Below are 12,472 nucleotides of genomic sequence, written 5' to 3'. Positions count from 1 at the left end.
AAGCTCCCAATAACAGATAATTAAGGAGTAATTATGATAACAAATTAAATGAGATAAAAGTTATTTTCCTCGTAATATTCTTAATGTGTATTAGTATTTTTTCATAAGCCATTCTAAATGCACTTTTACCGATCCCCAGTCGTAATCAGTAATGCTATAAACGCAAGTATCTCTTTTTTGACCACCTGTTGTTAATCTATGATTACGCAAAATACCATCCAGTTTTGCGCCAAGTCGTTCAATCGCTCTACGGCTAGTTTGATTTAATATATGAGTACGAAATTCAACAGCAATACACTGTAAGTCTTCTAAGGCATATTTAAGTAAGAGGTATTTAGCTTCTGTGTTTATTCCTGTTCTTTGTACTTCTTTGGCATACCATGTTGAACCAATTTCTAATCTTGGTGTTTGACTATCAATATTCATAAAGGTTGTTATGCCAACCACACGGTTATTAGCTTTAGAAATTATGGTAAATGGCAGCATTAACCCTTTTTGTTGCAAATGAAGTTTATGCTCAATATCGCGTTGTAACTCTGTTACTGAAGGAACAGTGGTATACCAAAGCTCATCGGGTCTATCTTTTTCAATTAGCTCATGGAGTTCTGAATAGTGTTCTATGCTAAGAGGCACTAAACGTACAAGTTTTCCTTCCAGTGTTGTCCACTCTGTTATCTTTTTCATAATAAATATTCTCTGGGGTTGTTAATAATACTGCATTTCTTAAGAATACTTTTTATACATAACAAATTTATGAATTGATATGGTTATTTAAAAGGCTATTAGAAAATAAGCAAAATTCAGAATGATGAAAATAAAGAAAAAAGAGTGTGAGTGATTCTTTCTCAACAGAGAATGACTGCCTCACCACAGGTGAGCCAGTATAATGCGTGTTAATCTATAATCCAGTAATAGAGATATAACCGTAAACACAATAGATTGGTAAAAAGATGACAGATTTAATTGAATGGGATGATTTTCTACGTGTAGATATGCGAGTAGGAACGATTATTAACGTAGAAATAAATAAGAAAGCTAATAAGCCGGCTTATGTTATGGAAGTCGATTTGGGCGAATTAGGCATAAAGCGTTCAAGTGCTCAAATTACGGTAAACTATACCCTCGAAGAGCTTGTTGGTCGTCGTATTTTATGTGTATGTAATTTCCCAGTTAAACGTATTGCAGGTATAAAATCTGAAGTTTTAATTACAGGGGCACCTGACGAAACGGGGGCAATTGTATTGGCTGAATTTAACTTACCTTTACCAAATGGCTCTCGTTTGGCTTAAATAAGTATCTTGATAAGACACTCTTAAATAGTGATGTTCTGCTGAGTTTTGATATAGTAATTATTCAATAGCAGGGTGGATATAAAGGAGTGTCTTTTGTTATTACCTCAATTGCATTTGCGATGTTATACACAAGAGACGGTATCTCATCAGCATGATAATTTATGGCAGATTATTTTTGGGCTCTCGGGTTCGATGGAAGTCAATTTCAATCGAGAGGACTTTCTGATTTCTAATCAAAACTGCTTGATTATCCCTCCAACTATTCATCATGCCTTTTCAGGCAATATAGATAATAAAAATCTTATTCTCGAACTTCCAGCGACCTCGCAATGGCAATTAAGTGAGAAAGGTGGGCAATTTGCACTATCACCAGCAGCAATTGGATTATTGGAATGGCTACATCAATATCCTCAACCTCCAGATCAATATTCAACGATCACGCGCTTATTACTCGCTCAAATGGAAATACAAAAAGGTTGGCGCGATAGTTTGGATGCTTGGCTAGTGAATAAATTACATACACCATTAACAACACATGATATTGCTTCTGCTTTTAATACATCAGCGAGTACGTTACAGCGAAAAATGAAAGCAGAGGTGGGTGTGTCTGTGATGCAATATGTCACTCAACAGCGACTTAGCAAAGCCACTGAATTATTAAAATACACATCCGTAAATATTGAAAATATTGCTCTAGCAGTAGGATATGACTCACACTCTGCATTTAGTCAGGTATTTCGCCAATACTTTAATAAAAGTCCTACTGAGTATCGACAGGATTAAGCGATCACGCCACTTTGTTTTCTGTCGAATAAACACGAGGACATAATTTATCGAAAACGAGTGTGAATAAATAGGTATAGATAAAGAAGAACACTAATATAGTGACTTCCATACTTATCGCTTTGATAAAGCCTACATTATACCACCACATATAAAGTGGAATGGTAAAGAAGAACAGACCTAATTCAAAACTTATTGCATGGGTAAGTCGTACCATGACTGTACGTTTTTTGATCCTTAATTTCGACTCAATTAATTCAAAGAAAGAATTAAAAATATAATTCCAAATCAGAGCAATAACAGAAACAGCGATTGCAACGGGCAGTGAATTATGTGATTGGCTTTGGCTTAATATTGCCAGTAAAACAGTGCTTAATAAAATCGCGAGAATCTCAAAGGTAATAGCATAGACCAACTTACGAGGGCGGGGCTTTAGATAAAACACGTTATACACCTTTATGTTAACAATGAAAGTTCTGGCCCGCCCCAGAGAATGTTATTTTTAAAGCCACGGTTTCCGCTTAATGGGTACTGATGGTAATGAAATCCTATAAAAAAGGCAAAGTTTGCCTATAACAAGAATATGCTTAGTGGATTCGGATGGTGATTAGATAATAATCTAGTAAATACAAATAATTATAAATGCAGCGGGTATCATTATTTGGCTGATGAACGTGGCAAAGAAAAAATTGCTTTAGCTATTTACTTTGACACCTTGAATATAATCATGTCATCAAAAATATAGATGATAAAAAAGAGATAGAGAAAAGAGTATCGAGTCAATTAATACAATGTGATGAGTGAGATTTTTTGTTATTTTTATTTCGTGTCTTCTTGGGGAAATATAGGCAGATAAATGTATAAATCTTTACTGTCTGTGATAATATCCCTCCCTGAGTTGCGATAAGGCTCAGTGATGCTATGGGTATTTATAAAATAAATATGTGTACATAACTGTGTGCAAACCTCGCGAGGTAAAGTGAGAACTTGTCGTAACGTACTGAATATATATGAAATAAAAAGCTTACAAGTGATCTTGCGTATGGGTCACCACTGTAAATAAGGATTTTAAATGCCAATTATTACTCTTCCTGACGGAAGCCAACGTCAATTTGAAAATGCAGTTTCTGTCATGGATGTCGCTGCAGATATCGGTCCTGGACTTGCGAAAGCATGCATTGCAGGCCGTGTTAATGGTGAGCTGGTGGATGCTTGTGAATTAATCGAGCAGGATTCAAATCTGGCGATTATCACCGCAAAAGATGATGAAGGTCTTGAGATTATTCGTCACTCTTGTGCCCACTTATTGGGACATGCAATTAAACAATTATGGCCACACACCAAAATGGCGATTGGTCCTGTTATTGAAAATGGATTCTACTACGATGTGGATTTAGACCATTCTCTAACACAGGAAGATTTAGACGCTCTAGAAAAACGCATGCTAGAGTTGGCGAAAACAGATTATGACGTTATTAAAAAACGCGTAAGCTGGGCTGAAGCTCGTGAAACATTTGTTTCTCGTGGTGAAGACTATAAAGTTGCTATTCTTGACGAAAATATTAGCCAAGATTCTCAACCAGGTCTTTATCATCACCAAGAATACGTTGATATGTGCCGTGGACCACACGTTCCAAACATGCGTTTCTGTCATAACTTCAAATTGCAGAAAATCGCAGGTGCATATTGGCGTGGTAACAGCGACAATAAAATGCTACAACGCATTTATGGTACAGCTTGGGCTGATAAGAAACAGTTAAAAGCTTACTTAGATCGCTTAGAAGAAGCTGCTAAACGTGACCACCGTAAAATTGGTAAACAGCTTGATTTATATCATATGCAAGAAGAAGCGCCGGGTATGGCTTTCTGGCATAATGATGGCTGGACTATTTTCCGTGAGTTAGAAACATTTGTACGTTGTAAATTAAAAGAATATGATTACCAAGAAGTAAAAGGTCCATTTATGATGGATCGTGTTCTTTGGGAAAAAACAGGTCACTGGGAAAACTACAAAGAAAATATGTTCACAACATCTTCAGAGAACCGTGAATATTGTATTAAACCAATGAACTGCCCAGGTCACGTACAAATCTTCAAACAAGGTTTACGTTCTTACCGTGATTTGCCATTACGTATGGCTGAATTCGGTAGTTGCCATCGTAATGAACCATCAGGTGCATTGCATGGTTTAATGCGTGTTCGTGGCTTTACACAAGACGATGCGCATATCTTCTGCACTGAAGAACAAATTTTAAGTGAAGTAAATGACTGCATCAAATTGATTTATGATGTATATTCTACTTTCGGATTTGAAAAAATCGTTGTTAAGTTGTCTACTCGCCCAGAAAAACGTATCGGTGAAGATGCATTATGGGATGTTGCTGAAGCAGACTTAGCAAAAGCCTTAACTGATAACAATATTGAATTTGAATATCAGCCAGGCGAAGGGGCGTTTTACGGCCCTAAAATTGAATTTACACTTTACGATTGTTTAGATCGTGCATGGCAGTGTGGTACAGTACAATTAGACTTCTCACTACCAGGTCGTTTAGGCGCATCTTATGTTGCCGAAAACAACGAGCGTAAAGTACCTGTTATGTTACACCGAGCAGTGCTAGGATCCTTAGAACGTTTTATTGGTATTCTGACAGAAGAATACGCAGGATTCTTCCCAACTTGGTTAGCACCACAGCAGGTTGTCGTGATGAATATCACGGATGGACAGGCTGATTATGTACAAAAACTCGTCAAAGAATTGCAAGATGCCGGAATTCGTGCAAAAGCAGACTTGAGAAATGAGAAGATTGGCTTTAAAATTCGTGAACATACTTTACGTCGTGTTCCGTACATGCTTGTCTGTGGCGATAAAGAAGTTGAATCAGGCAAAGTGGCGGTTCGTACTCGTCGAGGAAAAGACCTTGGCAGTATCGACGTTAACGAATTTAAAGAAAAGCTTCTGCAAGAAATTAGAAGCAGAAGTCTTCATCAGTTGGAGGAATAAGGTATTAAAGGCGGAAAAAGAATTCAATCAACGCGTCAGAATCGCATCAATGGTGAGATTCGCGCTCATGAAGTTCGTTTAACAGGTTTAGATGGCGAACAGATTGGAGTTGTTAGTCTGAAAGAGGCTCTTGAGAAAGCCGAGGAAGCAGGTGCTGATTTAGTTGAAATTAGTCCTAATGCCGAGCCGCCGGTTTGTCGTATTATGGACTACGGCAAATTCCTCTATGAGAAAAGTAAGACTCTCAAAGAACAGAAAAAGAAACAAAAAGTTATTCAGGTTAAGGAAGTTAAATTCCGTCCTGGTACAGATGAAGGCGACTATCAGGTCAAACTACGCAACCTGATTCGTTTTCTTGAAGATGGCGATAAAGCCAAAGTCACACTGCGTTTCCGTGGTCGTGAAATGGCGCACCAACAAATCGGTATGGAAATGCTTAACCGTATCCGTGAAGATTTGGATGAACTGGCTGCTGTTGAATCTTTCCCTAATAAGATTGAAGGGCGTCAGATGATCATGGTGTTAGCGCCGAAGAAGAAATAGTCGGGCAATTCAAGTAATAGCGTCAGCCTTTAAAGGCTGATTGCTATTCGCCTTATTATTTTATGTTATTAACAATGCGAAGTGGATTATAGAAATGCCAAAGATTAAAACAGTACGCGGCGCAGCTAAGCGCTTTAAAAAAACTGCTGGTGGTGGCTTCAAGCGCAAGCATGCTAACCTCCGTCACATTCTGACTAAAAAATCAACTAAGCGTAAACGTCATTTACGTCCAAAAGGCATGGTCTCTAAAGGAGATTTAGGTCTGGTCGTAGCTTGCTTACCATACGCATAAGTATCACTTTTTTAACAGAATATAGACATTTAGGAGTTTAATATGGCTCGTGCTAAACGTGGTGTTATCGCCCGTGCTCGTCACAAGAAAATTTTAAAGCAAGCTAAAGGTTATTACGGTGCACGTTCACGTGTATATCGTGTAGCTTTCCAGGCTGTAATCAAAGCTGGTCAATATGCGTACCGTGACCGTCGTCAGAAAAAACGTCAGTTCCGTCAGCTGTGGATCGCGCGTATCAACGCAGCAGCTCGTCAGAACGGTATGTCTTATAGCCGTTTCATCAATGGTCTGAAAAAAGCATCCATTGAAATCGACCGTAAGATTCTGGCTGACATCGCTGTATTCGACAAAGTAGCATTCGCTGCTTTAGTTGAAAAAGCGAAAGGTGCTCTGGCTTAATATTTATTAAGCAATGGAAGAGGGAGTTTTCTCCCTCTTTTATTTTGTCTAAATTTGTGGCTTAATGATATAAATTCAATAAGTTAATACTTTAAGAGACATTATCAATGTTAAATATCGCTTTTTTCCGTTTCTTTTTTTACTTTAGCGCCTAATTCAAGGGGGCTTTTGCGCGTAAGAAAAGAAACGAAAAGTAGCGCCTGAGCCTCCAATATGGAGGCTTTTTTGTTTTCAGATCCCAATACTGGGTTAGAAACCAAAAAGGGCAATTTTATTCGTCATCATTGATAACAACTAATAGACCTCATCAGGTCAAAGGAAGAGGAAACGATGCCACATCTCGCTGAACTCGTTGCTCAAGCTAAAGCAGCTATCGAAGAGGCACAGGATGTTGCTGCGCTGGATTCGGTTCGTGTTGAATACTTGGGGAAAAAAGGTCATTTAACGCTTCAGATGTCCACGCTGCGCGACTTACCCGCGGAAGATCGTCCAGCTGCAGGGGCTGTCATTAATCAGGCTAAACAAGAGGTTCAGCAAGCGCTGAATACTCGTAAAGATTACCTTGAATCAGCATTATTAAACGAACGTTTATCTGCTGAGAAAATCGATGTGTCTTTGCCTGGTCGCCGTATTGAAAACGGTGGTTTACACCCAGTAACTCGTACAATTGAACGTATTGAAACTTTCTTTGGCGAATTAGGGTTTTCTGTAGAATCAGGCCCTGAAATCGAAGATGATTATCATAACTTTGATGCGTTGAATATTCCTGCTCATCACCCAGCAAGAGCCGATCACGATACTTTCTGGTTTGATGCAAAACGTTTATTGCGTACACAAACATCAGGTGTACAAATTCGTACCATGCAAGATAAACAGCCACCTATTCGCATCATCGCACCAGGTCGCGTATATCGTAATGACTACGATCAGACTCACACACCAATGTTCCATCAAATTGAAGGCTTAATTGTTGATAAAGACATTAGCTTTACCAATTTAAAAGGAACACTACATGATTTTCTGAAAAACTTTTTTGAAGAAGATATGGAAATTCGTTTCCGTCCTTCTTATTTTCCATTCACAGAGCCTTCTGCAGAAGTCGATGTAATGGGTAAGAATGGTAAATGGTTAGAAGTGTTGGGTTGCGGTATGGTTCACCCAAATGTATTACGTAATGTAGGTATCGATCCTGAAGTTTATTCAGGTTTTGCGTTCGGTATGGGTATGGAACGTCTGACCATGTTACGTTACGGTGTCACTGACTTGCGTTCATTCTTCGAAAACGATCTTCGTTTCCTCAAACAGTTTAAATAAGGTGGGATTATCTCATGAAATTCAGTGAACTTTGGTTACGTGAGTGGGTAAACCCAGCGATTAGTAGCGAAGCACTTTCTGAACAACTGACAATGGCGGGCCTTGAAGTTGACGGCGTTGAAGCTGTTGCTGGTGATTTTCACGGTGTGTTTGTAGGTGAAGTTGTTGAATGTGGACAACATCCTAATGCCGATAAATTACGTGTAACGAAAGTTAACGTAGGCGGTGATAGATTACTCGATATCGTTTGTGGTGCTCCTAACTGCCGCCAAGGCCTAAAAGTTGCGGTCGCAACAGTTGGTGCTGTATTACCAGGCGATTTCAAAATTAAAGCAGCAAAACTGCGTGGCGAACCTTCTGAAGGTATGCTGTGCTCATTTTCTGAATTAGCAATTTCAGAAAATCATGAAGGTATTATTGAATTACCTGCTGATGCGCCTATTGGCATGGATATTCGTGAATATTTAAAATTAAATGATAATGCGATTGAAATTAGCATTACACCAAACCGTGCTGATTGCTTAGGTATTTTAGGTGTTGCTCGTGATATCGCTGTGATCAACAAAATGGAATGCCAAGTACCTGATATGTCGCCTGTTGTGGCAACATCATCAGCAACATTCCCTGTACGTGTTGAAGCACCAGAGGCGTGTCCACGTTATTTAGGTCGTGTTTTCACCAATATGAATGTGAAAGCAAAAACACCTTTATGGATGCAAGAAAAGTTACGTCGTGGTGGCATTCGTTCTATTGACCCAATTGTTGATATTACCAACTTAATTTTACTCGAAATGGGCCAACCGCTACATGCGTTCGATCTTGATCGCGTTGAAGGTGCTGTAGTTGTTCGTATGGGTAAAGATGGTGAAAAACTGACTTTACTTGATGGCAATGAAATTACATTAAAAGATGATGTATTAGTTATTGCTGACGAAAAACAAGCATTGGGTATGGCCGGTATTTTCGGTGGTGAATCATCAGGTGTTAATGAAGAAACGAAAAATGTCTTCTTAGAGTGTGCATTCTTCTCTCCATTATCCATCACAGGCCGTGCACGTCGTTATGGTTTGCATACTGATGCCTCTCATCGTTTTGAGCGTGGCGTTGATTCTGAGCTGCAATACAACGCAATTGAGCGTGCAACGAAATTACTGCTAGAAATTTGCGGTGGTGAAGTTGGTGAAGTGATTGATGTAACCAATAAAGCACATTTACCAAATATTGCACCAGTCAAATTAACACGTAAAAAATTAGATCGTTTACTAGGTCACGTGATTGATGATACACAAGTTCTGGACTCATTAACTCGCTTAGGTTTCAAAGTTTCTGTTGAAAATGACGGCTGGTTAGCAACAGTTCCTTCATGGCGTTTCGATGTTCAAATCGAAGAAGATCTAATTGAAGAAGTTGCTCGTATTTATGGCTACAACAATATTCCAGATGTGCCATTACGCGCTGACTTGGTGATGACCAATCACCGCGAAGCAAACTTATCATTAAAACGCGTTAAAACAATGCTAGTAGACAATGGCTTCCAAGAAGCAATTACTTATAGTTTTGTTGATCCTAAGATCCAATCTTTATTACATCCAAATGAAGAAGCATTAATTCTGCCTAATCCAATTTCAGCGGATATGTCAGCAATGAGACTGTCTTTACTAACCGGATTATTGACTACAACTGTATATAATCAGAACCGTCAACAATCTAGAGTTAGGTTATTTGAAGCAGGTCTGCGTTTTGTTCCTGATAATCAAGCAGAATATGGAATACGTCAGGAACTTATGTTAGCTGGTGTGATCGCGGGCAACCGTTATGAAGAACATTGGAATTTAGATAAGCAAACTGTTGATTTCTTTGATTTGAAAGGTAATATTGAATCAATTCTGGAATTGACAGGCCAGCTAGATGAAATTACATTTAAACCAGCTAGTCATTCAGCACTTCATCCGGGACAAAGTGCTGGGATTTATCTGAGAAATGAATATATTGGCTGTATTGGCGTTGTTCATCCAGAGCTTGAACGTAAACTTGACTTAAACGGTCGTACGGTAGTATTCGAAATACGTTGGAATGCAATTGCAAATCGCAGTTTACCACAAGCAAAAGCAGTTTCTCGTTACCCTTCGAATCGTAGAGATATCGCTGTAGTTGTTCCGAATGATGTTGCTGCAGAAGATATTTTAGCCGAATGTAAGAAAGTTGGCGGAAATCAAATAGTTGGCATAAACTTATTTGACGTGTATTGTGGTAAGGGAGTAGCAGAGGGCTATAAAAGCCTCGCTATTAGCATAATCTTGCAGGATATCGAGCATACACTGGAAGAAGATGAGATTGCTGCAACAGTGAGTAGCTGTGTAGCAGCATTGAAACAGCGATTCCAAGCATCCTTGAGGGACTAGACCTATGGCGCTTACAAAAGCTGAAATGGCAGAAAATCTGTTTGAAAAACTTGGTGTTAGCAAACGCGATGCAAAAGACCTTGTAGAATCCTTTTTTGAGGAAGTGCGTCGTTCTCTTGAAAATGGGGAACAGGTGAAGCTGTCTGGATTCGGAAACTTTGACCTACGTGATAAAAATCAGCGCCCAGGTCGTAATCCGAAAACTGGGGAAGACATTCCTATTACAGCTCGCCGTGTTGTTACTTTCCGCCCAGGACAAAAGTTAAAAAGCCGGGTTGAAAGCGCAACACCAAAAGAATAAGATTTAAAAAACATCCAAAACGGCTTTCTTTGAAAGCCGTTTTTTTATCATCTCTATTTGTATCTAATTTTGATGATAGCCGTATTGGGGTGTTTATATTTATCAATATAGTCTGAATGGATATTTCTATTTAGATGGCGTGTTTTTATTTCCTAATTATTTTTCTTTTTTATTCTCACTTCTTACTTTGACCCTTCCTTTTTATCTCTTATTTACATCAATACTGTGATAGTTAATCCTAGTTTTTCTTTATTATTAGATGCAGGCTTGCATGTTCTCAATTTAGTTTTTCATCATTGAATGTGAACATGTTATGTTGCTAAAAAATGACTTTATAAATAAAAACAGCAAGAACCTTTGTTGCATGGATAGGGAACGAAATGAATAAAGAAGTTAATCCTTTGATTAAATTTACTAAAAGACAACGCATTGACGACAGAAAAAAACTGTTTCTAATGGTGTTAGTATTATGTTTCTTATTTATTTTTTCCCTTTCTGTCGGTGAGATTGTGTTGTTCCCACATCAATGGTTAACAGATGAAGCCAATTTATTTGTTTGGCAAATTCGTTTACCAAGAATACTTGCCGTCGTGACTGTTGGTGCCAGCCTAGCAATCGCAGGTGCTATTATGCAGGCTCTATTCCAAAATCCACTCGCAGAGCCCGGATTATTAGGAGTAAGCAGTGGTGCGGGAGTGTGTGTTGTATTACTTATTGTTTTGCAAATTGGTTTAAGTCCTTGGTTAATAAGTAGTGTGGCGATATTTGGCGCATTAGGGATCACTCTCTTATTAATGTTTTTTACTCGAATAAGAAAACTATCTAATGCTCAGTTATTATTAATTGGTGTGGCATTAGGTGTTATGGCAAGTGCGATAATGACTTGGTTGGTTTACTTCAGCTCAGCTTTGGATTTAAGGCAATTAATGTATTGGCTGATGGGGAGTTTTAGCGGTATTGATTGGCGCCATCAAGTCTTATTTTGGGCTCTTACACCTATCCTCTTGATCCTTATTCTACAAGCTGATGTTCTTAATTATTTATCACTAGGTTCATTTAGAGCAAAACAATTAGGCATATCCGTTAATCAATGGCGAAATTGGTTTATTTTAGCCGTTGGATTATTGATAGGGTTGAGTGTGGCTTTAGCGGGCGCTATAAGTTTTGTAGGGCTTGTTGTACCGCATTTATTAAGATTATGTGGCTTAACCCATTATAAAACATTATTACCCGCATGTGCGCTTGCTGGTGGCGGATTGTTATTACTTGCTGATTTGCTATCTCGCTTGATTTTAAATGGTGCAGAAGTTCCGATAGGTGTGATTACAGCAACGCTTGGTGCACCTTTATTTATCTGGTTATTGGCAACCAAAGAGATGGGGCGTTTGTAATATGGCGTTACTTAAACTTAATAATGTAAGTGTTGATATTCGACTTAACGCATTTACAGAGCAAGTAAGTTATGGCGAGCGTATCCACTTAATTGGTGCTAATGGTGCAGGAAAAAGTACGCTTTTAATGGCGATCGCAGGAGAGTTTTCGTTTAGTGGCAAAATTATTCTAAACGAAACTTCAATAAGACATTATAAATATGATGATCTTTCTAGAATACAGAGCATTGTTATACAACAATTGGAAGCTTTATCATTTATGCCTGTTTTCCATTATCTCTCGCTATATCATAAATTATCGAAAATGAATGTGCGGCAATTAAATAAGTTGTTAAATGATTTTAAAATTGACAAATTATTGTCAAAAAATATTCATCATTTATCAGGAGGCGAATGGCAGAGGGTCAGAATTGTTGGCGCATTTATCCAATTATGGTCAAGTTATGATTTAAAAGGGAAATTAATGTTACTTGATGAACCAACGAATAATTTAGATGTCGTACAGTTGGCGATTTTGGACAAGTGGGTAGATAAGTTTTGCCAACAAGGTGGTGCCGTTATAATGAGTACACATAATTTGAATCATTCCTATCAAAAAGCAGACAGAGTTTGGCTCATAAAAAATGGATATTTGGTTAATTCTGGCACATCTGCACTCTTATTGGACGAAAAATTATTATCAACTACATTTAATACAAATATCAAGTGCATCAATGATGTTGATCATATTGATTGGCAGGTTTTACAATAATAT

Annotated in this window: 13 protein-coding genes and 1 other annotated feature; of the genes, 11 read left to right on the top strand and 2 right to left on the bottom strand. The window is 38.3% G+C overall.

The genetic code is table 11. The features are described 5' to 3' along the window. Positions 1-90: 90 nt before the first annotated feature. Complete coding sequence (locus C0T34_RS09355; RefSeq protein ID WP_098943137.1) at positions 91-684, bottom strand: GNAT family protein; 594 nt, start codon at positions 682-684, stop codon at positions 91-93. 266 nt (positions 685-950) lie between these two features. On the opposite strand from C0T34_RS09355, the gene C0T34_RS09350 reads away from it, so the two are divergent. Together C0T34_RS09350 and C0T34_RS09345 are read left to right on the top strand one after the other, a co-directional pair. Then, positions 951-1,289, top strand: a complete 339-nt coding sequence (locus C0T34_RS09350; protein ID WP_109850057.1) for a tRNA-binding protein — start codon at positions 951-953, stop codon at positions 1,287-1,289. A 96-nt stretch (positions 1,290-1,385) separates the two neighbouring features. Then, the gene (locus C0T34_RS09345; protein WP_109850056.1) at positions 1,386-2,075 is read left to right on the top strand and encodes an AraC family transcriptional regulator; all 690 of its coding nucleotides are present in this window, start codon (positions 1,386-1,388) and stop codon (positions 2,073-2,075) included. Between the two features lie 4 nt (positions 2,076-2,079). On the opposite strand, the gene C0T34_RS09340 is transcribed toward C0T34_RS09345, so the two are convergent. Next, positions 2,080-2,520 (bottom strand): PACE efflux transporter, encoded by a 441-nt coding sequence (locus C0T34_RS09340; protein WP_098943134.1) that lies wholly within the window; start codon positions 2,518-2,520, stop codon positions 2,080-2,082. Between the two features lie 627 nt (positions 2,521-3,147). Between C0T34_RS09340 and thrS the strand changes: the two genes are divergently transcribed. From thrS to C0T34_RS09295, 9 genes are all read left to right on the top strand, one after another. Continuing rightward, positions 3,148-5,076, top strand: a complete 1,929-nt coding sequence (gene thrS, locus C0T34_RS09335; protein WP_075673357.1) for a threonine--tRNA ligase — start codon at positions 3,148-3,150, stop codon at positions 5,074-5,076. Between the two features lie 3 nt (positions 5,077-5,079). Then, positions 5,080-5,619 (top strand): translation initiation factor IF-3, encoded by a 540-nt coding sequence (gene infC / locus C0T34_RS09330; protein WP_036937410.1) that lies wholly within the window; start codon positions 5,080-5,082, stop codon positions 5,617-5,619. Positions 5,620-5,713: 94 nt separating this feature from the next. Then, positions 5,714-5,911 carry a 50S ribosomal protein L35 gene (gene rpmI / locus C0T34_RS09325; protein WP_004263702.1) on the top strand — a complete coding sequence of 66 codons (198 nt, stop codon included), beginning with the start codon at positions 5,714-5,716 and terminating at the stop codon, positions 5,909-5,911. A 42-nt stretch (positions 5,912-5,953) separates the two neighbouring features. Then, the gene (gene rplT, locus C0T34_RS09320) at positions 5,954-6,310 is read left to right on the top strand and encodes a 50S ribosomal protein L20 (protein WP_006537111.1); all 357 of its coding nucleotides are present in this window, start codon (positions 5,954-5,956) and stop codon (positions 6,308-6,310) included. 106 nt (positions 6,311-6,416) lie between these two features. After that, positions 6,417-6,540 (top strand) — a sequence feature (Phe leader region). Positions 6,541-6,640: 100 nt separating this feature from the next. After that, positions 6,641-7,624, top strand: coding sequence for a phenylalanine--tRNA ligase subunit alpha (gene pheS, locus C0T34_RS09315; RefSeq protein WP_023582383.1), 984 nt, complete (start codon positions 6,641-6,643; stop codon positions 7,622-7,624). 14 nt (positions 7,625-7,638) lie between these two features. Continuing rightward, positions 7,639-10,026 (top strand): phenylalanine--tRNA ligase subunit beta, encoded by a 2,388-nt coding sequence (gene pheT, locus C0T34_RS09310; protein WP_109850055.1) that lies wholly within the window; start codon positions 7,639-7,641, stop codon positions 10,024-10,026. Positions 10,027-10,030: 4 nt separating this feature from the next. Next, positions 10,031-10,327, top strand: a complete 297-nt coding sequence (gene ihfA / locus C0T34_RS09305) for an integration host factor subunit alpha (RefSeq protein ID WP_023582381.1) — start codon at positions 10,031-10,033, stop codon at positions 10,325-10,327. A gap of 380 nt (positions 10,328-10,707) precedes the next feature. Beyond that, the gene (btuC, locus tag C0T34_RS09300; protein WP_098943132.1) at positions 10,708-11,718 is read left to right on the top strand and encodes a vitamin B12 ABC transporter permease BtuC; all 1,011 of its coding nucleotides are present in this window, start codon (positions 10,708-10,710) and stop codon (positions 11,716-11,718) included. 1 nt (position 11,719) lies between these two features. Continuing rightward, positions 11,720-12,469, top strand: coding sequence for an ATP-binding cassette domain-containing protein (locus tag C0T34_RS09295; RefSeq protein ID WP_098943131.1), 750 nt, complete (start codon positions 11,720-11,722; stop codon positions 12,467-12,469). The last annotated feature ends 3 nt before the right edge of the window (positions 12,470-12,472 follow it).

This window comes from Proteus sp. CA142267 (genome assembly GCF_003336825.1).
GTDB classification, from domain to species: Bacteria; Pseudomonadota; Gammaproteobacteria; order Enterobacterales; family Enterobacteriaceae; genus Proteus; species Proteus terrae.
The sequence above is the reverse complement of the archived record's forward strand: the minus strand, read 5'-3'. Positions and strand labels throughout refer to the sequence as shown.